The sequence below is a fragment of the Streptomyces sp. NPDC046379 genome, assembly GCF_055587785.1.
The window spans coordinates 121,022-141,042 of the sequence record NZ_JBVJFP010000013.1 but is presented as its reverse complement, the minus strand read 5'-3'; the positions used below and the strand labels follow the sequence as shown (position 1 = coordinate 141,042).

At 74.0% G+C, this 20,021-nt stretch carries 20 protein-coding genes; 8 read left to right on the top strand and 12 right to left on the bottom strand.

Going from position 1 to position 20,021, the window contains the following annotated elements; genetic code table 11:
- Window positions 1-99: 99 nt before the first annotated feature.
- From ACZ6KF_RS23150 to ACZ6KF_RS23140, 3 genes are all read left to right on the top strand, one after another.
- On the top strand, window positions 100-579 hold the full coding sequence (locus tag ACZ6KF_RS23150; RefSeq protein ID WP_469239868.1) for a carboxymuconolactone decarboxylase family protein: 480 nt from the start codon (window positions 100-102) through the stop codon (window positions 577-579).
- A 137-nt stretch (window positions 580-716) separates the two neighbouring features.
- Window positions 717-1,313, top strand: coding sequence for a hypothetical protein (locus ACZ6KF_RS23145; protein ID WP_356626641.1), 597 nt, complete (start codon window positions 717-719; stop codon window positions 1,311-1,313).
- Window positions 1,310-2,452, top strand: coding sequence for an FAD-dependent monooxygenase (locus tag ACZ6KF_RS23140; protein ID WP_469157340.1), 1,143 nt, complete (start codon window positions 1,310-1,312; stop codon window positions 2,450-2,452). Before ACZ6KF_RS23145 ends, ACZ6KF_RS23140 begins: the two co-directional genes overlap by 4 nt.
- A gap of 69 nt (window positions 2,453-2,521) precedes the next feature.
- Here the strand turns inward: ACZ6KF_RS23140 and ACZ6KF_RS23135 are convergent, their stop codons facing one another.
- From ACZ6KF_RS23135 to ACZ6KF_RS23095, 9 genes are all read right to left on the bottom strand, one after another.
- Window positions 2,522-3,550, bottom strand: coding sequence for a ParB N-terminal domain-containing protein (locus ACZ6KF_RS23135; RefSeq protein ID WP_356626643.1), 1,029 nt, complete (start codon window positions 3,548-3,550; stop codon window positions 2,522-2,524).
- A 76-nt stretch (window positions 3,551-3,626) separates the two neighbouring features.
- Window positions 3,627-4,697, bottom strand: a complete 1,071-nt coding sequence (locus ACZ6KF_RS23130) for a class I SAM-dependent methyltransferase (RefSeq protein WP_356626645.1) — start codon at window positions 4,695-4,697, stop codon at window positions 3,627-3,629.
- A 28-nt stretch (window positions 4,698-4,725) separates the two neighbouring features.
- Window positions 4,726-5,805: an alkene reductase gene (locus tag ACZ6KF_RS23125; RefSeq protein ID WP_356626647.1), complete on the bottom strand. Its 1,080-nt coding sequence runs from the start codon at window positions 5,803-5,805 to the stop codon at window positions 4,726-4,728.
- Between the two features lie 65 nt (window positions 5,806-5,870).
- Window positions 5,871-6,563, bottom strand: a complete 693-nt coding sequence (locus ACZ6KF_RS23120) for an O-methyltransferase (RefSeq protein WP_356626648.1) — start codon at window positions 6,561-6,563, stop codon at window positions 5,871-5,873.
- A 60-nt stretch (window positions 6,564-6,623) separates the two neighbouring features.
- A complete protein-coding gene (locus tag ACZ6KF_RS23115) occupies window positions 6,624-7,553 on the bottom strand; it encodes a TauD/TfdA family dioxygenase (RefSeq protein ID WP_356626650.1) in 930 nt (309 codons plus the stop codon).
- A 20-nt stretch (window positions 7,554-7,573) separates the two neighbouring features.
- Window positions 7,574-9,115 carry an AMP-binding protein gene (locus tag ACZ6KF_RS23110; RefSeq protein WP_356626652.1) on the bottom strand — a complete coding sequence of 514 codons (1,542 nt, stop codon included), beginning with the start codon at window positions 9,113-9,115 and terminating at the stop codon, window positions 7,574-7,576.
- Window positions 9,102-9,761 (bottom strand): thermostable hemolysin, encoded by a 660-nt coding sequence (locus tag ACZ6KF_RS23105; protein ID WP_469239867.1) that lies wholly within the window; start codon window positions 9,759-9,761, stop codon window positions 9,102-9,104. Before ACZ6KF_RS23105 ends, ACZ6KF_RS23110 begins: the two co-directional genes overlap by 14 nt.
- The gene (locus tag ACZ6KF_RS23100) at window positions 9,755-11,224 is read right to left on the bottom strand and encodes an amidase (protein ID WP_469239865.1); all 1,470 of its coding nucleotides are present in this window, start codon (window positions 11,222-11,224) and stop codon (window positions 9,755-9,757) included. The genes ACZ6KF_RS23105 and ACZ6KF_RS23100 overlap by 7 nt, the downstream gene beginning before the upstream one ends.
- Window positions 11,225-11,352: 128 nt before the next feature.
- Complete coding sequence (locus tag ACZ6KF_RS23095) at window positions 11,353-12,138, bottom strand: DsbA family oxidoreductase (protein WP_469239863.1); 786 nt, start codon at window positions 12,136-12,138, stop codon at window positions 11,353-11,355.
- A gap of 451 nt (window positions 12,139-12,589) precedes the next feature.
- Here ACZ6KF_RS23095 and ACZ6KF_RS23090 point away from each other — a divergent pair, with 451 nt between their 5' ends.
- Window positions 12,590-13,822, top strand: coding sequence for a cytochrome P450 family protein (locus ACZ6KF_RS23090; RefSeq protein ID WP_469177324.1), 1,233 nt, complete (start codon window positions 12,590-12,592; stop codon window positions 13,820-13,822).
- A gap of 68 nt (window positions 13,823-13,890) precedes the next feature.
- Here the strand turns inward: ACZ6KF_RS23090 and ACZ6KF_RS23085 are convergent, their stop codons facing one another.
- On the bottom strand, window positions 13,891-14,745 hold the full coding sequence (locus tag ACZ6KF_RS23085; RefSeq protein ID WP_469157338.1) for an NAD(P)H-binding protein: 855 nt from the start codon (window positions 14,743-14,745) through the stop codon (window positions 13,891-13,893).
- The gene (locus ACZ6KF_RS23080; RefSeq protein ID WP_356626661.1) at window positions 14,742-15,728 is read right to left on the bottom strand and encodes a ScbA/BarX family gamma-butyrolactone biosynthesis protein; all 987 of its coding nucleotides are present in this window, start codon (window positions 15,726-15,728) and stop codon (window positions 14,742-14,744) included. The genes ACZ6KF_RS23085 and ACZ6KF_RS23080 overlap by 4 nt, the downstream gene beginning before the upstream one ends.
- A gap of 124 nt (window positions 15,729-15,852) precedes the next feature.
- Between ACZ6KF_RS23080 and ACZ6KF_RS23075 the strand changes: the two genes are divergently transcribed.
- The 3 genes from ACZ6KF_RS23075 to ACZ6KF_RS23065 all read left to right on the top strand — a co-directional run bounded on the left by ACZ6KF_RS23075 (window position 15,853) and on the right by ACZ6KF_RS23065 (window position 18,005).
- Window positions 15,853-16,512 (top strand): ScbR family autoregulator-binding transcription factor, encoded by a 660-nt coding sequence (locus ACZ6KF_RS23075; RefSeq protein WP_356626663.1) that lies wholly within the window; start codon window positions 15,853-15,855, stop codon window positions 16,510-16,512.
- Between the two features lie 241 nt (window positions 16,513-16,753).
- On the top strand, window positions 16,754-17,242 hold the full coding sequence (locus tag ACZ6KF_RS23070) for a MarR family winged helix-turn-helix transcriptional regulator (protein ID WP_356626665.1): 489 nt from the start codon (window positions 16,754-16,756) through the stop codon (window positions 17,240-17,242).
- Between the two features lie 91 nt (window positions 17,243-17,333).
- Window positions 17,334-18,005: a helix-turn-helix domain-containing protein gene (locus ACZ6KF_RS23065; protein ID WP_356626666.1), complete on the top strand. Its 672-nt coding sequence runs from the start codon at window positions 17,334-17,336 to the stop codon at window positions 18,003-18,005.
- A gap of 302 nt (window positions 18,006-18,307) precedes the next feature.
- Here the strand turns inward: ACZ6KF_RS23065 and ACZ6KF_RS23060 are convergent, their stop codons facing one another.
- Window positions 18,308-18,946 (bottom strand): TetR/AcrR family transcriptional regulator, encoded by a 639-nt coding sequence (locus ACZ6KF_RS23060; protein WP_356626668.1) that lies wholly within the window; start codon window positions 18,944-18,946, stop codon window positions 18,308-18,310.
- Between the two features lie 105 nt (window positions 18,947-19,051).
- Between ACZ6KF_RS23060 and ACZ6KF_RS23055 the strand changes: the two genes are divergently transcribed.
- Entirely contained in the window at window positions 19,052-19,990 is a 939-nt protein-coding gene (locus tag ACZ6KF_RS23055) for a DMT family transporter (protein WP_356626669.1), read from the top strand.
- The last annotated feature ends 31 nt before the right edge of the window (window positions 19,991-20,021 follow it).

The following is a 20,021-nucleotide window of genomic DNA, read 5'->3' as shown; positions in this document are numbered from 1 at the left end:
GGCACGCAGTCACCTGTTCGATCCGACGCGCGATCGGCTGTTCAACTGCGGGACGCGAGCACTGGCCACCCGCCCGCGCCCGCTCCTACGATCCCGGCCATGACCACCGAGAACAGCCAGCGCCTGGACCTGAACACCCACGCCGAGCGCACCTACTCCGCCATGCACCGCCTCGCCTCCACGGCCGCCCAGGCCGCCCAGGAGGCCGGTCTGGAGAGCGCGCTGCTCGAACTCGTCCGCATCCGCGCGTCGCAGATCAACGGCTGCGCCTTCTGCATCGACATGCACACCATCGACGCCCGCAACGCCGGCGAGACCGAGCAGCGCATCTACGCCCTCAACGCGTGGGAGGAGACGCCGTTCTTCACCGAACGGGAGCGCGCCGCGCTGGAGTTCACCGAGGCCATCACCCTCGTCCACGACGGTCACGTCCCGGACGACGCCTACCGGCGCGCCCAGAAGGTCTTCGGCGACGAGCAGCTCTCCCACCTGCTGTTCGTCATCGTCGCGATCAACAGCTACAACCGGCTCGCGATCACCCAGCGCCTCACCCCGGGCAACTACAAGCCCTCCGCCTGACCAGCACCTCCGCCTGACCGGGCCCGCCGCCCGGCCAGGTCCCTGCGTCCGGTTCACACCCCCGGACGCGGCACGGCCGAGGCCGCTCTCGCAGCGGCCTCGCTCCTTTTGCCCCCCGACCGAAGAGACCCGCCGCCATGCCCGCCCACCCGGAACAGCCGGCCGGCCCCGCGCCCCTGCGCGCCGTCCCCGTACGGAACTTCGCCGACGCCTTCACCCGCCGGCTGCTCGGCCACCGCGGGATGACGACCGACCTCCTGGAGCAGCACCTCGGGCGCCCGCTGCGCGTCCGGGTGCGCGCCCAGACCCTCGCACCCCGCGCCGCGGGCGGCCACCGGCCGCCCCGTCCCGCGCCGCCGTTCCTGGTCCGCCGCACCGAACTGGTGACGCCCGAGGGCACGGTGGTCTCCCGCAACACGGTGACCGGCCCGCTCCCGGACGACGACGAACTGGCCGCCGCCGTCACCAGCCGCACCACCCCGCTGGGCCGCGCCGTCGCCGCGAGCGGGACACCGCACCGGCGGACCCCGCGGACCGCCGGACTCTCCGGCTGGCCCGTCGCCCACGGCACGCTGCCCGCCGTGGCCAGAAGCTATCTGCTGCACCTGGACGGCGCGTTGCCGCTCCACGTCGAGGAGACCTTCAACCCCGCCGTCGTCTCACCGGGACAGCGGCCCGGCCCCTCCGGCCCCGTCGCCGCCGCGGGGCGCCGGCCGGCGGTGGCCGCGTCATGAGCGCCGTCGCCGTGGTCGGCGCCGGGCCCGTCGGCCTGGCCGCCGCACTCGCCGCCCACGCCCTCGGCCTCGACCCCGTCCTGCTGGAGGCCCGGCCGCGCACCGCCGCGCGCCCCGGCAGCCGGGCGATCTTCGTGCACCGCGCCACCCTCGACCACCTCGACCGTGTCAGCCCCGGCCTGGGGGAGAGCGTCTTCGCCCAGGGGCTGGTGTGGCGCACCAAGCGCACCCTGTGGGCCGGCCGCCAGGTCCACGTCCGCACCTACGCCCCCACCGCCGCCGTGCCGTTCACCAGCCTTCCCCAGACCGCCGTCGAGGACCTGCTGCTGCGGGCCTGCGACGCCGCGGGCATCCGGTCGGTCTGGGGCGACCCCGTCCAGGAGGTCCACAGCACCCCGGACGGCGTCCGGCTGCGGACGGAAGGCGGCGCGGTCCACGACGCCGGCCACGTCATCGCCGCGGACGGGGCCCGGTCCCGGGTGCGCGCGCAGGCGGGCATCGCCCTGCAGGGGGACACCTCCACCACCGAGTTCGTCGTCCTCGACGTCGCCGCCGACGTCCGGTCCGACGACGCCGAGCGGGTGTTCCACTACCGGCACCCCGGCGCCGGAGGGCGCAACGTCCTCCTCGTGCCGTTCCGGGGCGGCTGGCGCGTCGACGTCCAGTGCCGGGCCGGGGACGACGCGCGGGACCTGGTCGCCCGGGCGCCCGAGTGGCTGCCCCGGGTGCTGCCCCAGGCGCCCGACCCGCGGATCACCTGGTCGTCGGTCTACCGCTTCCAGCAGCGCGTCGCCGACCGCTTCACCGACGCCCACCGGCGCGTCCTCCTGGCGGGCGAGGCCGCCCACCTCCTGCCGCCGTTCGGGGCCCGCGGCATGAACTCCGGCATCGGCGACGCCGTCGCCGCCGCCCGCGCGGTGCGCGCCGGCAGCGTCGACCACTACGCCCGGTCCCGGCGCGCCGCGGCGGAGGCCAACGTCCGCGCGGCGGGCGCGGCCCTGGACCACCTGCTGGCCACCGGCGCCGGCCGACGCTGCCTCCAGTGGGCCGCGGCCACCGCCTCCCCCGTCTGGCCCCGCGCCGGCCACTGGCTGGACACGGCGCCGTACGGGCCACGGATCCGGGCGGTGGGGTACTGACCGGCGCCGAGCCCTCGCGCCGGCCGCCGGTGGTCGCCGCGCCGCACGGCCCGCGTGTCCGGCCCGCGGCTACCGGTCGGCCGGCGCGTCCGGCGCGTTGTCCCGGGCCCGGTCCGCGAACTCGCGCCAGAGCCTGGCGTACTCCGTCGCCAGCTCGGCCACCGCGTCGGCCCGGTGGGCGGGGATCTCGTCGGCGATGCTGCGCCACTCCGTGTCGGGCAGCGCGAGGGCGCTCAGCAGACGCAGCAGCAGGCGGCCCTTCTCGCTGTGCCGCAGCGCCGGGTCCTGGCACAGGTTCTGGTAGACGGCCGTCACGTCCCGCTCCGGGGCCGGCCTGCGCACAGGGGGCGACGATCGCCGGGGCGCGGGGCGCGCGCCGCGCTCCTCGGCCCGCATCCGCTCCGGCACCGGGTCGTCGCCGCGCAGCAGCCGGTCGCGGACGTCGCGCACCGTGGCCGGGGAGATGCCGGTCCGCCGGGCGATCTCCCGCAGCGACACCTGCGGCGAGGACAGCAGCAGCCGCTCCGCCTCACGCCGGCCCTGCGCCGTGCTCAGGGGCCGCACCCTGCCGTCCCGGCCGAGCCGCACCGGCGGTGACACGGCGTCCCGGCCGGCGGCCGCCCCCCGGCGCAGACCGGTGACCGTGTGGGCGGAGAGCCCCGTCACCGAGGCGATCGCCCGGTCCGCCCAGTGCGGGTGCGAGCGCAGGATGCGTTCGGCGGCGGCGGAGCGCTCGGCGAGCGTCAGCGGCAGCCCGTGCCGGGTGTTGGTCTCCACGGCGTAGACGAACGCGTCCGCCTCGCTGCCGTCGAAGAACTGCACCTCGATCTCGGTCCGGCCGCGCAGCTTCGCGGCCTTCAGGCGGTGCGTGCCGTCGATGACGCGCATGGTGGCGCGGTGCACCACGATCGGCGGCAGCGAACTCTCCGCCGCGGCCAGCAACTGGAGATGCTCGGGGTTCTCCGGGCAGGCGCGCGGGGAGTCGGCGTCCCGCAGCGCCGCGACGGGCACCAGGTGCACCGCGGTGAGCCGCCGCGCCGGCGGCGGCTCGGGGTGGCTCGTCCCCCCGGCCGGCATGACGGACCTGACCGTTTTCATGGCCTGCGACCTTTCCCGACAGCGCGCGGTGGGCGACCGTGCGCGACGCACGGTTGCCCACCGGCTGTCGCGTTCCTCAGACGATCGAGCGCAGCAGCGCCGAGACCGTCCGGCCGGTCTCGGCGGCGTCCTCGCCCCCGGCCTCCAGCACCGGCAGCAGATCGGCGAGCACGGCGGCCAGCCGGCCGCCGTTGTCCCTGGGAAAGGCCTCCGAGCCCTCCCGGAACACGCTCCGCACCGCCGCCGGCGTGAACGTCCCGCCCGCCGCAGCGGAGTCGAGCAGCTGCCGGGCGAGCACCTTCTCCAGCTCGACGGGGGACCAGGCGCCCGCCGCGAGGTCCCGCCCGAGCGCCTCGGCAGCCGCGCGCACCCCCGCCGCCCCGCCGGACTCCGTCACGGATGCGGTGCGGACGCCGACGAGGAGGCCGGGGACCGGGTTGGCGCGGTAGTTGTCCCAGAAGGCGTCCCCGAACCGGGCCACGGACTCCTGCGGCACCTCCGGCTTGTGCCAGTCGTACGAGGTGAAGCCCGCCGCCGCCAGGCACCGGGCGAACGCCTCGTGGCTCCACCGGGACGTGGTGATCGTCGACGTCTCCGTGCCGCCGATCAGATCGGTCACGAGGACGCCCCGGTGCTCGGCGGGAGTCTCCGAGACCACCCGCAGCCCGTAGGCGTCCCACTCGGGCCCGTGCGGGTCGAAGTCCGGCCATACCGCGACGGCCACGAACCGGCCGCCGGGGACCAGGTTGTCGTGGATGCCGCGCAGCATCGCGGTCAGCTCGTCCTCGGTGGTCGCGTAGTTGAGCAGCCATACGGCGCTCACCAGGTCGAAGGCGCCGAGCCGGGGCAGCCGTACGGCGTCGGCCACCTCGTAGGAGATGCCCAGCGGCTGCTCCCGCTCCGTCTTGCGCGCCAGCTCCACCATGACGGGCGACAGGTCGACGCCCACCACCTCGGCGGCGCCCGCGCGCTTGATGAGCCGGCTGTAGTGGCCGTGCCCGCAGGCCAGGTCGAGCACCCGGGCGCCGGTCGGGTCGCCCAGGTGCTTGAGCACGTTGTACTGCTCGGGACCGGCCAGCGGGGCCGTGTCCTTGAAGTCGGAGTAGCGGTCGCCGATGGCGGCGTACTGGTCGTCCTGCGTGGTCATGGGTCGTGCACTCCCTGCGTGCGGGCCGTCAGGCGATCGCGTGCCCGTGGACGGCGTAGTCGGTGTAGCCCACGGCGTCCCCGTCGTGGAACGTGTCCGGGTCGGGCTCGGTGAGCGGCGCGCCCGCGCGGATCCGCTCGGGCAGGTCGGGGTTGGCGGCGAAGTACCGGGCGAAGCTGACCGCGTCGGCGCGCCCGGAGGCGAGCACCTCGCGCGCGGTGTCCGGGTCGGTGGGGTCGTCGCCGGTGAACGGGCTGCTGACGATCACGCCCGTCCAGCGTTGGCGCAGCAGCCGCGGCAGCTCCGCGTCCGGGCCCTCGACCACGTGCAGATAGGCGAGGTTCTCCGCGTTCAGGGCGTCGGCGAGCAGTCCGTAGACCAGCGCGGGGTCGGACTCGGCGGTGTCGTTGTAGCCGCTGCCGGGGGAGATCCGCAGTCCCACCCGGTCCGGGCCGATCGCGCCGGCCACCGCGCGGACGGCCTCGACGGCGAACCGGATGCGCCCGGCGGCGTCACCGCCGTAGCCGTCGTCGCGGACGTTGGAGTCGTCCGACAGGAACTGGTGGATCAGGTACCCGTTGCCGCCCTGGATCTCGACGCCGTCGAAGCCGGCCTCGACCGACGCCAGGGCGGCGGCCTTGAAGTCCTCCAGGGTCTCGGCGATGTCGGCGGGCTCCATCGCGCGCGGACGCACCGTCGGCACCAGCCCCTTCGCCGTCCGCGCGTCGCTGAGCGCGGTCACGGCCGACGGCGCCACCGGCTGCACGCCCTCCGGCAACAGGTCGGGATGGGCGATGCGCCCGTGATGGGTCAGCTGCGCCACGATGCGGCCGCCCGCCCGGTGCACCGCGTCGGTCACCCGGGCCCAGCCCTCGGTCTGGGCCCGGGTGTGCAGCCCCGGCTGACCGATCGGCCCGTGCCCGGCGGCGCTGACGCGCGATCCCTCGGTGACGATGAGACCGGCGGAGGCCCGCTGCGCGTAGTACTCGGCCATCAGCGGGCCGGGGACGCCGTCGGAGCCCGCGCGGTTGCGGGTCATGGGCGCCATGACCACACGGTGGGGCAGCGCCAGGGCGCCCGCGGTGAGCGGGTCGAACAGGGATGACATGGGATCTCCGGGTGAGGGACGGATCGGGACGGGGTCGGGTTGCGGGACCCGGGGCCGGGCGTCCGTCACGCAGTGCCCCGCGTCCAGGTCGTGATCTCGACGCCGTCGCCCAGCGGAAGGTCGAGCGAGACGTAGCCGCGCTCGGGGTCGCGGACGTGCCGCAGGTACTCCTCCGGCAGCATCGAGAGGTTGTCGGCGACGATCACGGCGCCGTCCGCCATGGCCGGCTCCAGCACCTGGAGGACCGGCAGGTACAGCTCCTTCCAGCCGTCGAGCAGGATCAGCTCGACGGGCTGCGTCAGGCCGGCCAGCGTGTCGCGCGCGTCGCCCTCCAGGACGGTGACCAGGTCGGCGAGCCCGGCCTCGGCGATGTTCTCCCGGGCCCGGCGCACCTTGCCGGCGTCCAGTTCGCAGGTGATCAGACGGCCGCCGCCGTTGTCCCGCAGGGCGGCGGCGATCTGGATGGCGGAGGTGCCGAACGAGGTGCCGAACTCCACGACGCCGCGCGGCCGGAGCATCCGGGTCAGGGTGTAGAGCAGCCGGCCGATGTGCGGGTCGACGGGCAGCAGGGCGTCGGCGCACAGCGCGCTCGCCTGCTCGGCGGTGGGCGGCGCCGGGAGTTCGGCGGCGTGGGCGTAGGCCCGCTCCATGACCTCCTTGTCCGCACGCTCGGCCTGGGCGTACAGCCTGGTGAGGACGGAGCGGACCGCGGGGTCGTCGAGCCCCGGGGCGCCGGGGCGGACGGGCGGGACGGACAAGGTGATCTCCCGTGGTGTGCGAGCTGCCGTACGGCCGGCCCTGGACGGGCGGGCGGACGGTCAGGCGGTGACGGCTTCCAGCAGGTCGCGGCGGAGGTAGCTCTGCGCGTTGTAGATGGTCCGGCGGGTGTCGGTGATCGCCCGGCGGCCGTGCATCACACGGGTGTTGTCGATGAGCGCGACGTCGCCGTCCTGCCAGTCGATGTCCTCGGTCAGCTCGTCCGTGAGGCGCTTCATGCGGTCGGTCAGGCCGGGGGAGAGGGGGGTGCCGTCGGCGAAGGCGATGACCGGCTTCTCGTAGTTGTAGGAGGGGCCGAAGATGCTGTTGGCCCAGGACAGCCGCTCGCCGAACAGCGTGGTGCGGGCGGCCGGGGTGCGGTACGTGTAGTGCGCGGCGCCGTCCGGCAGGTGGACGAGCGTGGTGTCCCGCGAGCCGGCGACCAGGGCGCGGAAGTCCTCGAAGGTGATGTCCTCCAGCCGCTTCGCGCCGCCGCTCTGGTGCAGCACGAACTGCTTCCACTTGTCCTCCTCGACCCGGCGCGAGTAGGTGATGTCCTGGGCGAAGGCCGCCCGGTCCTCCTCGGTCGCCGCGTCCCACACGCGGTAGCCGTCGCACACCGTGGTCTGCGAGCCGTCGGCCGCCGCCCGCTCGCACAGGAACCAGGTCAGGTCGGGGACGAACGGGCTGTTGCCGTTCTCCAGGTGCAGGCCGACCGCCTGGGTGCCGGCGTCCACCTTCTGCGCCACGTCACCGCCGTGGAAGGAGCGGGCGGGGTCCAGCGTCACCCGGTCGGAGTGCGTCTTGACGAACCCGGAGAAGTCCTCGAGGGAGGGCCGGAAGCCGCGCAGGACCAGGAAGCCGGCCTCGGCCAGCAGCCGTACGACGTCCAGGGGCTCCAGGTCGCTCAGGGCGGCGCAGTCGGCGGTGGCGAGGACCAGCCTTCCGGTTCCGGTGCCGAAGGGCTGAATCTCGGGCTGGCTCAGGGACATGTTCGACCTCGTTCCTCTTGTCACTGGGAGAGGAGCTGTTTGGTGATGGCCTTGCGGACGGGACGGCCGGTGACGGTGAACAGCCGGCGGTACGCGGCGTCCTCGGTGCTCATGAGATGGACCTTCTCGACCCGCTCCACGGCGGAGAGGTGCTCGGCGCCGAACGCCGCGATGGCGCGCTGCGCCTCGGCCGGGTCGGTGTCCGGGTCGATGACGAACAGGCCGTTCAGGGCGGGCAGTCCGTTGCCCACCACCGCCACGGCGCGGACGAACGGAAGCCGCGTGTACTGGGCCTCCACCCACTCGGGCGCCACGTTGCGCCCGGCGGCGGTGATGATGACGTTCTTCTTGCGCCCGGTGATGGTGAGGTAGCCGTCCTCGTCGATGGACGCGAGGTCGCCGGTGTGGAGCCAGCCGTCGACCACGTCGCAGCTGGAGGGGTCCTCGCGGGTGTAGCCGGCGAACAGGGAGGCGCTGCGGACGAGGAGTTCGCCGTCCTCGCCGAGCCGGACGCTGACATGGTCCAGCGGGCGGCCGACCGTGCCGATGCGCCGGGCGCCGGGGGTGTTGAGGCTGACCACGGAGCTGTTCTCGGACAGGCCGTACCCCTCGTGCACGGCGATCCCGAACGTGTCCAGTTCGCGCAGGGTGTCCGGGTGGACCGGGGCGCCGCCGCAGCAGATCAGGGGCGTTTGTTCGGTGCCGAACAGGGCCCGGCTGACGTCCTCGCCCGCCGCCGAGGCCCGGCGCGCGGCCGCCAGCAGCGCGGTGACCGGGGCGGGGGTGGCGACGACGGCGGTCGGGCGTGCGGCGGCCAGCAGCGGCAGCACGGTCTCCACGGCGGCGCCGCTGGTGCCCACGAGCGGGGCGTCCGGCGGCAGCAGCGTCACGCAGCCGCCGTCCAGCACCACCAGGTACAGCCCCGTCACCTGCTCGATGAGGAGGCTGAACGGCACGAAGGACACGTAGCGCGTGAAGGCGCGGGCGGGCATCGCGGAGTGCAGCGAGCCGATCAGCGCGTCGACGCCGTGGGAGCGGATGCGCACGCCCTTGGGGAGGGACGTGGTCCCCGAGGTGTGGATGATCTTGCAGATCCAGTCCTCGTCGCCCGCGGGGACGGCGTAGGGGACGGTTCCCCGCACGAGTTCGGCCAGCCGGATCTCCACGACCCGGCAGCCCGCGGGCAGGACGTTGTCGCGGCCCCACTCGTCCAGCCGCGCCGCGCCGAACTCGTCCACCAGGCAGATCTCCGCCTCCAGCAGGAGGCCGGCGGCCTGGTCGCGCGAGAACGCCAGCGGGACGGGCACCTCGGTGCGGCGCGCGGCGAGCAGCGCCAGGTCCGCGACGACGAACTCGGGGGTGTTGCCGCACAGGACGCCGACGCGCCGGCTGCCGTCCGTCGTCTCCGGGACGGCGCCCAGCCGCGAGGCCAGCGCCTGCGCGGCCCGGGTGATCTCGCGGTAGCTGAAGGCGGCGGCCCGGCCGCCGTCGGCGTCCAGGACCTGGACGAGCGTGGCGTCGGACTCCGCGTGACGGGCGAGGGCGCGCTCAACGGCTCGCACGGCCGGCCACCTCCCGCGGGGTGGCGGTGCCGGTGAGCAGCTCCACCACGGGCTCGAAGAAGGCGTAGCGACCGGTCGCGCCGGCGAACAGGGAGGCGAGGACGCGCAGTTCGATGAATCCGACCTGGGGCGACTGGTCGTAGTACGTGCCCCACGCCGCGCGCTCGGCCGGGTCCAGGTGCTCCGCGGTGGCGGTGCCGAGCGGGGTGAAGGTGATGTCGAGTCGCTGCAGCAGCTCGTGCAGCCGGGACGTGACCGTGCACAGGATGTACTCCATGCCCATGCACCAGGCGATGATCGGGATGAGCCGGACCATCTCCTGTCCGGCGCCGCCGGGGCCGGCCAGCGCGCCGATCTCCACGATGCGGCTGCGGTCCACCGGCAGGCCGTTGCGTTCCCCGATGGCCTGCTCGACGGTCGTGTCGAGGTAGCGCTCGGAGAAGAACGGCCGGTCCGAGGCGTAGGTGCAGCCGGCGCAGCCGCGCACGGCGGTGCCGCCCCGGTCGTCGGGACCGGTGGCGACGATGAAGGCGTCGGGGCGGGGGTCGATGGTCGCCCGGTGGATGTGCGCGTAGGCGGCGCGGGCGAAGGCGCCGGCCTCGCGCCAGGCGTCCGTCCCCCGGTGCGCCAGGGATATCTTCAGCAAGACTGGGTCTCCGATCGCAGGTGCTCGAGGTCGGGCAGGCGATGCGCCCAGGGGCGGGCTTGTTCCAGCTGCGCGGCGAGGGCGAACAGGGTCGCCTCCTCGCCGAAGCGTCCGGTGGCGTGCACGCCGACGGGGACGCCCGTGCCGGTCCGGTGCAGGGGGACCGACATGGCGGGCTGTCCGGTGAGGTTCGCGAGGGGTGTCTCGTGGCAGAACTCCACGGCCCGGGTGATCTGCTGCCGTGGGGTGCCGGTGGAGAAGGCGCCGAGCCGCGGCGCCGGGCGGGCGGTGACGGGGCCGAGCAGGACGTCGTACCGCTTGTGGAAGGCGGCGATCTCGCGGGCGGCCCGCTGGAGGGTGGAGACGGCCAGCAGGTAGTCGGCGGCGCTGAGCGTCCGCCCCCGCTCGTAGAGGTCCCAGGTCAGTTCCTCGAACGCGCCGGGCTCCGGGACCCTGCCGCTGAGCTGCGCGTACGAGCTGATCGCCGAGGAGACTCCGGCGGCCCACAGCACCAGGAACGGTTCTGCCAGGCCGGCGAAGTCGACGGCGGGCGCGTTCTCGGTGACGTGGTGCCCGAGGTCGGCGCAGAGCGCGGCGGCGTCGCGGACCGCTTCGGCGCACTCGGGGTCGAGGGCGCCGCCGGCGCCGGGGCGGACGGTGAAGGCGATGCGCAGCGGCCGTCCGGGGCCCTCCCGTACGGCCCGGGCGAACGCGCCGGGTGCACAGGGCGGCGCCCAGTACGGGTCGCCGGGCGCGGGCCCCGCGATGGCGTCGAGCACGGCCGCGCTGTCCCGCACGGAACGGCTGACGACGTGCTCGCACGCCAGGCCGTTCATCAGGTCCCCGACGGCGGGTCCCAGCGGGGTGCGGGCGCGGGTGGGCTTGAGGCCGAACACGCCGCAGAGGGAGGCGGGGATGCGGATGGAACCGCCGGCGTCGTTGGCGTGCGCCACGGGCACCAGTCCGGCCGCCACGGCGGCCGCGGAGCCGCCGCTCGAGCCGCCGGCGCTGAGCCGGGGGTCCCACGGGTTGACGGTCGGTCCCCGGAACCGCGGCTCGGTGGTGGGCAGGACGCCGAACTCGGCGGTCTTGGCCTTGCCGAGCACGCGCAGGCCCGCGGCCCGGAAGCGGTCGCCCAGCTCACTGCCCTGCCGGGGAACGAAACCGGCCAGGAAGCGTGAGCCCATGGTCGCCTCCAGGCCGGCGACGGTCGGCCCGAGGTCCTTGAGCAGGAACGGCACCCCGTACAGGGGGCCGCGCTCGGCGGGCCCGGGAACCGGCCGGTCGGCCTCGGCCAGGGCCCGGTCGAAGGCGGTGACGACGACGGCGCCCAGCCGTGCGTCGATCTCCTCGATGCGCTCGACGGCCGCGTGCAGAAGCTCCTTCTCCGACAGGTGCCCGGTGCGTAAGAGCTCCGACTGCGCGTGCCCGTCCAGCCGGCGAAGGTCCTCCGACGTGGCCATGCCCCTCCCCTCCCCCACTTACCTTTTGGTAAAGCTTTTCGGCGAGACGATAACCGAGCGTGCGACGGCCATCAACCGGAAGTCGCGAAATCCGGCCATCCCGGGAAGGGCGGGAAGGGTCCGGCGGATCAGCCCGCGAACGCGGCCGGCGTGCGCCGGACGGCCGCCGCGCGGACCGGGCCGTTCGCCTGGTCGGCCGCGCGGGCGGGCCCTCGTCCCGCCGGCGTGGTCGCCCCGCGTTCCGGCGTCGTCGCCTCGGCGGGCCGGGCGGCCGCCGTCGCGCCCGCCCCGTCGGCGCCGCGGGCGCCGTTCTCCGTGTGCGGCGCAGTGGACGCGGCCACCAGCCTCGCCAGCTGCGCCGGGCTGGGAACGCCCTCTATCCGGTAGCCGCGGCACACCAGGGTCGGCGCCACCTTGACCGGCGGCCACTTGCCGACCGCCGCGCGATGCCGCTCGGCGTAGTGCGGCGAGGAGGCGGCGGCGATGAACCGGTCCGGTTCGAGGCCGGCCCTGAAGGCGATCATCCGCAGCGTCTGCGGGTCGCCGATGTCCAGGCGCTGGGCGAAGCGGGCGTGGAAGACCTGGTCGTTGTAGGCGTCCGCACGGCCCTCGTCCAGTGCGTACTGGTAGCCGTGCAGGGCGAGGCGGGTGGAGGCCGGCCGCGGGGGGGCCGTGTGCACCCGCACGCCCAGCCGTTCGGCCAGCGGGCGCACGCTGCGCTCCCAGGCCCGCGCCAGCCAGGCGGGATCCCAGGTGTCGTCCGCGCACTCGCTGGGATGCCATCTCGCCTGCAGTCCGGTGTCGCCCAGCTCTCTGGTCAGGAGATGCCGGGTCAACATGCTCAGTGGAAACCTGTAGTCGAACCAGGCGTCGATCATCGCGAGCCCCCATCCGTGCCAAGAATCGATGTCCACGCGGGTCGCCCTCTGCCCGCGTAGATGCTGCGGCCTGACGGTTGCGGGTAGGTGCGCGTCGGCACGGCGTCCACCCCGTTGCGCACGGGGGCGACGACGAGATGCGGAAGGCCGCCGGTGGCGGCTCTGCGAGCACTTTTCGTCACCCGGTGTGCACTTGCGCCATAGAAGCATACCGGCTTGCTGGTTTTCAATCGTAGGTGACCGATCAGTTGTGCGATGGATCACCTGCTGTTTTCGGCCTCTGGCGGCCCAAATGACGGTTGCGTTAACCTGACCGTGTACCTACTGTGACGGTAGTCACGAGGGTGGCCCTGGATAAAGACCGCGTTGCCTGTTTCTTGCCCGCGAGCGTCTCCCGAGAAGTGCCCCGTTCACCCGGTGTTCGTTGACAAGGGGCCGGTCGCGCGGTTGGTTTCACGCAGGCTCCGACTACCGGGGGGAGAGTCTTGTGCTGAACCGTTCCTGCCCTGTCGCCCTTGATCCCGAAGGCCGCGACATCCACGGGGAGAACACCCGACTGCGCGAGCACGGACAGGTGGCGCCGGTCGAGCTGCCGGGCGGCGTACGCGCCTGGACCGTGACCGGCGCCGCGCTCGTCAAACGGCTGATGACGGACCCCAGGGTGTCCAAGGACGCCGAACTGCACTGGCCCGACTGGATCGAGGGCCGCGTCCCGCGCGACTGGCCGCTGGCCATCTGGGTCTCCGTGCGCAGCATGATCACGGCCTACGGAGAGGAGCACCGCCGCCTGCGCAAACTGGTCTCCAGCGCCTTCACCGCCCACCGGACCGCCGCGCTGGAGCCCCGCGTCAGGGAGATCGTCGACGACCTGCTGACCCGCATCGAGACGACCGCACGTCCCGGCCGTCCCGTGGACCTGCGCTCCGCGTTCGCCGGCGAACTGCCGGTGCGGGTCATCTGCGAACTGCTGGGCGTGCCCGGCGAACTCCAGGGCGAGCTGCGCAGGACCATCGACGTCACCTTCCTCACCAACGTCTCCCCGGAACAGGCCCAGGCCAACGGCGCACGGCTGTACGCGGCCCTGAACGACCTCGTCGCCCTCAAACGGACCGAGCCCGGCGACGACCTCGCCAGCGACCTGATCTCCGTCCACGACCACGAGGACCGCGGACTGAGCCACCAGGAACTGGTCGACACCCTGCTGCTGATGATCTCGGCGGGATACGAGACCACCGTCAACCTCATCGACCGCTCCATCCACGCCCTGCTCACCCACCCCGACCAGCTCGCCCTGGTCAGGCAGGGGAGCGCCGGCTGGGAGGACGTCGTCGAGGAGACCCTGCGCTGGGAGCCGCCGGGCGCGTACATCCCGCTGCGCTACGCCGTCGAGGACATCGAGATCGACGGCGTCGTCATCGGCAGGGGCGACCCGATCCTGGTCTCCATCGCGGGCGCGGGGCGCGATCCGCTGGTCCACGGCGACACCGCGGACCGCTTCGACGTCACCCGGCCCAAGCGGCGCGAGCATCTGGCCTTCGGCCACGGCGTGCACCACTGCCTCGGCGCGCCGCTGGCGCGCATGGAGGCGGTGCTGGCGCTGTCCGCGCTGTTCGAGCGCTTCCCCTCGCTCGCCCTGGCCGAGCCCGGCAAGCCGCTCGAACTGCTCGGCTCCTTCCTGTCCAACGGGCACCGGGCGCTGCCCGTCCTGCTGGGCCGCTGATGCGGCGCGACCGGGACGCCCGTGGCGGGTGCGGCGGGCGTCCCGGTCGCCGGACGGTCACGGCGGGCTCAGCGGAAGGCCTCCGCATGGTCGCGCGCCCACTGCCGGAAGGCGCCCGGCCCGCGCCCGACGACCTCCTCGAACGTCCCGCTGACGTCCGCCTTGCGGCCCGCCGCCAGCCGTTCGGCGCTGCGCAGCAACGCCTCGGCCACGACCGGCGGACAGCGGCGCAGCAACGCCGCCCGCGCCTGATCCACTGTCAGTTCCTCGAACTTCAGCGGCCGGCCCAGCGCCTCGCCGAGCTGCTCCGTCTGTTCCACCGCGGTGACCGCCTCCGGTCCGGTGAGCGCGTAGGCGCGGCCCTCGTGCCCCGGCCCGGTCAGCGCGCGCACCGCCGCCTCGGCGACGTCCCGCGGGTCGATCACCGAGTGCGGGGCGTCCCCGTACAGCGCCCGCACCACGCCCGCGGCCCGCACGGACTCGGCCCAGGAGAGCGTGTTGGACATGAACGCCCGCGGCCGCAGGAAGGTCCAGTCGAGGCCCGAGGCGCGGATGACGTCCTCGTTCTCCCGCTGCCTGCGGGTGATGAAGTCGTCCGCCTCCGGGTCGCCGACCGCGTACGCCGAGAGCTTCACCACGTGCCGCAGGCCGACGGCCACCGCGGCCTCGGCGAACCGGGCGTCGTCGGGCTCCGTGGGGTGGTTGGTCACCAGGAAGGCGGCCCGTGCCCCTTCCAGCGCCCGGCGCAGCGCCTCACCGTCGCCGTAGTGCCCGCGCACCACCTCGGTACGGCCCTCGGCGAGGCCCTCGACGGGGCCGAGCCGGTCGGGGCTGCGGACGAAGAGCCGGACGGGGTGCTCCCGCGCGAGCAGGCGGGCCACCGTACGGCCGACCGTCCCGGTCGCACCGGTGACGACGATCACCGGGCCGTCCCGTCGTCGGCGTCCCCGGCCGCGGCCGTGAGCGAGCAGTGGAAGACGGTCTCGTCGTCCTGCGTGCCGGTGACCTCGACCCGGTCGGCGTCCGGGGCGTGTGCCGCCGTGCGCCGCGCCGTCACGAGGCAGGGGCTGTCGAACTCCGCGTACCGCTCGAACTCGATGCGGCCGGCGGTGGGGACGAACGGCCGCGGGGCCGACAGCGCGGCGCCGGCCTGCCGCGCGGCCTCCAGCAGGAGCATGCCGGGCACATGGTCGTTGGGCCGCTGGAAGAGGGTGGGGTGGTTGACGTCGACGCGCAGCCGCCAGGCGTCCGGCCGCGGGTCCGGCGACAGGACGACGTCGCCGGGGCGGGTGCGGCCCACGGACCCGGCGGGCGTGACGGGGTCGAGGAGTTCGGGGACCACGGGGTCCTCCAGCCGGGCCCGGCGTATTCGGTCGTACACGCCCGGGCTGATCAGTCCTATGCGTCCGGTGGCCCCGCCGACCCGGTGGCCCCGCTGCCAGGCCGACATCCGGCTGTGCAGCGAGACGAGCCGGCCCGCGCGGACCTTCAGGTCGTGGAAGGTGAGGTCGACGGCCAGCCGGGCGGGCCCGGCCGTGGTCCGCAGCCGCCGGGCGTCGCAGTCGAACTCCAGGGTGTTGAGCAGGAAATGATGGCCGAGCGGCACCGCGTACGCCCCGTGCGCGACCACCAGCACGCACTGCCGCATGGCCTCGACGAACAGCAGGGGGTCCACGCTGCCCGCGCCGACCGGGGGATAGAAGGGGTGGTCGGACGGCAGTTCCACGCTCACCCGGAACCGGTCCTCGGCCGTTCTTGTCCACAGTCTCGGGAACACGTCGGCGGCTCTGGCCCGGTGTGCCGACTCCTTGGTCACCACCCGCACCGGATGCAGGTCTTTCCAGCCGCGGCCGCGCGGGTGCGCGGAGGACGCCGTCGGGCCGTCCACACCGGATCGTAAGAGCATGACTGTGCCACCTCACTCAGTAGGGGAGCCAGTACGGGAAAAATGCCCCGCTATACGCCGATTGGGCGCTGGTAACATACTCGGGTGCCGGTTTGTCTCTCAACACGATTGGGGCCAGGAGCGAATGGCCATCCAGGAGCGTGCGATTCGCACCCGACGGAGAATCCTGGAAGCGGCCGCCAGCGTCTTCGTCGAGCAGGGCTACCAGGCCGCGACGATCACTGAGATCTTGGCCCTTGCGGGGCTCACCAAGGGCTCGCTCTACTTCCATTTCAAGTCGAAGGAGGAGCTCGCCCAGGCCGTCCTGGACGCCCAGACCGACTTCGTGGTCCGGCCGCAGCGACTCAAGCTCCAGGAACTGGCCGACGTCGGCATGCTGCTCGCCCACCGCCTGCAGACCGACCCGCTGGTGCGGGCCAGCGTCCACCTCACGCTCCAGCAGCACGCCGCGCATCTCCAGCACCACTTGTCCTTTCGCACCTGGAGCGATCAGAACCGGCAACTGCTGCAACTGGCCCAGGACCGCGGCGAAGTGCTCTCGCACGTCGACATCGACGAGGTGGCGCAGCTCCTCGTCGGCGCCTTCGCCGGCGTGCAGGCGATGTCCCAGGCTCTGAGCGACTACCGCGACCTCCCCCAGCGCCTGAGCGTCCTCCTGCGGCATGTGTTCCCCAGTATCGCCGCGCCCTCGGTCCTGGTTCAGCTCCAGCTCGGCCCCGACCGCAGCGCCTTGGTGGCCGAGTGGTGCCCGGCGACCGTCCTCTCCGACGAGGGTCCTTCATGAAAAGCTTTCTTGTGAGATAGTAACCGTCACGGGTTGGGCATTCAACCGACCGTGACGTCCCGGCCGCACGTCCCGTTGGGGCGGGGCCGGGCAACGGGCCGCGGCCCCGGCAATCCCTGTCTCCTGTCGCCGGAGCCGCGCCCGTGGCCGACCGCCGCCGTGTTCCCGGCGGCGCGGTGCTGGAGTGAGTCGCGCGGTTCACCGCGCGACGGCGCTGTTCTCGTGGCGCGGAAGGAGAGAGATGGACAACCCCGCCCCGGCCGGACACACGGTCCCTCTGACCCGGCTGGCCCGGAAGGCCGCCCGCCTGGCCCAGGTGGTCAACGCGGCCGCCCGGACCGCCGCGTCCGACGCCGGCCTGACGAGTGCCGACGCGGACGTGCTGCTGGCCCTCTTCGACACCCCGGACCACCGGCTGCGGCCGACCACCCTCTCCGCGGCCTGCGGGCTGTCCTCCGGCGGCACGAGCAACGTCATCCTCCGGCTGGCGCAGGCGGGGTACGTCAACCGGGAGGCGAACATCCACGACGGCCGCAGCACCTGGGTGCAGCTCACCCCCGAGGGCGAGGCGCTCGCCCGGGCGGTGCTGGAGGCCGCCACGGCGGAGCACGCCCGGCTCCACGACCGGCTGCCCGACGACACCGTGACCGCCCTCGAACAGCTCCTCGACACCGTCCTGCACCACATCGAGGGCCGGGGCGCGCGGCCCGCCGGCGCACCGCCGCCGTGAACCGCCGCCCGAGCACAGCCGCACGTTCCACTCACTGAGATGCGACTCACTGAGAAAACAGGCCAGTCGGCGACTCGACGGGGAGGAAGTCTTGGCGATCCAGCAGCGAGCCGAACGCACGAAGGAAATCGTCCTGCGGGCCGCGGCCAAGGCGTTCGACGCGGACGGCTACGAGCGGACGTCGCTGAGCCGCATCAGCGAACGGGCCAAGGTGACGACGGGCGCCGTCGTCTTCCATTTCGGCACGAAGGCGAACCTGGCCGAGGCGGTCGTCCAGCGGGCCCGGGAGGTGACCCGCAGGGCCGTCGAGGCGGCGGCGACCGGGAAACCGACGGCCATGCACAAACTGATGGCCGTCACCCGCATCCTCATCGACCTCCTGGAGAGCGACCCCGTGGTCCGGGCCGCCGAGCGGCTCTCCCGCGAACTGACCTGGCAGGGCGTCCAGGAGGAGAAGTGCCCGTGGCGCCGTGAGGTGGCCCGCCTGTCCCGGGCCGTGGACGCCGAGGGCCTGCTCCGCCCCGGCATCGACGCGATGGCGCTGGCCGCCCTGGTCAGCTACGTCGTCAGCGGCGTCGAACTGGCCATGCGCCGTCCCCGGCTGCCCGCCGACGAACCCTGGCTGGGCGAGGCGGGGGCACTGGACGGAGCCGCGGCGCACGTACGGCTGGAACGGATCTGGGAGCTGGTGCTCCCCGCGCTGGAACCGACGGCGGAGCGGGGCGGGCGCCCGCGGTCGGGGGTGGGCTTCCCGGCGGCGTAGGGGGCGTGCCGGCGGCGTCGCCGGGTGGAGGGGAGTTGGGGGTGCCGGGGCCGGAGCGTGCCGGCGTCCGGGGTTGCCGGAGGGGATTCGGGGCCGCCGGTGTCGGAGCGTGCCGGCGTCGGGGTGCCGGAGGGGAGTTGGGGGCGCCGGTGTCGGAGCGTGCCGGCGTCGGGGGTGTGCCGGCGTAAGGGCGGGGACGGGCGGGCGCCGGCTTCGGGTGCCCGCGTCGGAGCGGGCGGGCGGGGCACGGACGGGGTGGGGCGCTGAGGGGGCGCTGAGGGCGCGGGGCGCGCGGGGGCGGCTCAGCCCCGGTCCAGCAGCCGCCGCGCCAGCAGGGACAACGACTCCGCGATCCGCTCGTGGGGGATGCCCAGGGTGTCGCGCTGGTGCGCGTAGAGCTCCGGGGCCAGCGGGCCCAGGGCGACGTCGGCGAGGGCGTCGGGGTCGGGCACGCCGCCGGCCCGGAGCAGGGTGCGCACATGCAGGCGCCAGAAGGCGTAGGCGCCGGTGGTGTAGCGGGCCGGGCCGGTCTCCGCGCCCAGGGCGAGCGGCAGGTGCCGGCGGAGCAGGTTCAGCATGGCGATGTAGAAGGCCGCCAGGCGCTCGGCCGGGGGCGCGCCCGGCCCCAGGGGCGGCGGGCCGTAGATCATCTGGCCCTGCAGGCGCCGTTCGTGCTCGTCGAGGAGGGCGGTGGCGACGGCCGACCGGTCGGGGAAGCTGCGGTAGAGCGTCGCCCGTCCGACCCCCGCGGCCTTGGCGATCTGATCCATCGTGATGGTGCGCGGGTCGCGCTCGCTGAAGAGCAGTTCGGCGGCGGACAGGATCTGGGCGCGGTTGCGCACGGCGTCGGCGCGCTGGCGCGGTGGCGCGGCGGCCTGGAGGTCGCGCAGGTCGCCGAGGGGGACGACGGGCGGGGCCGGGATCTCGTCGCCGTTGCTCATGGCATTCACCTTACTTCGATCCGATTAAGTGGACACCTTGTCCACTTGAGCGCCCTGCGGCTATCTTAAGTGAGACTGCTGTCCACTTGAGAGTGGGAGACAACGATGAACGCCGCGCTGCTCGCCGCAGCCCTCCTGATCGGTTGCCTACTGGCCGTCCAGGCGTCGGTGAACCTGCAACTGAACAAGGCCGTCGGTACGCCGTACGGCGCCTCGACGGTCCAACTGGGCGTCGCCACGGGCCTGCTGGTGGTACTCGCGGCCGTCACGGGCACCCTCGGCGCCCTCGGGAAGCTCCCCGACGTCGAGTGGTGGCACCTGCTCGGCGGCCTGGCCAGCCCCCTCTACATCACCAGCGGCATCCTGCTCTTCCCCCGCCTGGGAGCGCTGGCCGCCGTCGGGCTGTTCGTCACCGGGCAGATGTTCTCCTCCCTGGTCCTGGACCTGGGCGGGCTGTTCGGCCTGGAGCAGCGGAGCCTGAGCCCCGGCATCGCCCTGGGCGGTCTCGCCGTGCTCGCCGGCATCGTCGTGATCATCAAGGGGCAGAAGGCCAGCGCCCCGCCCGGCGCCCCGCACATGTCCGGCGCCGGCCGCGTCGGCTGGATCGTCCTGGGTCTCGTCGCCGGCGGTGTGCTCCCCGTGCAGGGCGCGGTGAACGCCAAGCTCCGGGGCGGGCTCGACGCCCCCATCACGGTCGCCGCGTTCAGCTTCGCCGTCGCGACGCTCACCATCGCCGTCGTCCTGCTGGTGCTGCGCGTCACCGGCAGGACCCCCAAGCCGCAGCTGGCGCCGCTGAAGTCCATGCCGTGGTGGGGCTGGCTCGGCGGAGCCTGCGCCGCCGGCTACGTCACCGGCACCTTCCTGCTCATCCCCGAGATCGGCGCCGCCGTCACGGTCGCGCTGACGGTGACCGGACAGCAGCTGACGTCGGCCCTGATCGACCACCGCGGCCTGTTCCGCCTGCCGACCCGCCTGCTGACCACGCCCCGGCTGTCCGGACTCGGCCTGCTGATCGCCGGATCGCTGGCCATCCAGCTCGTGTGACCCGCACCCGCCCGCCGTTGCCGACAGGAGG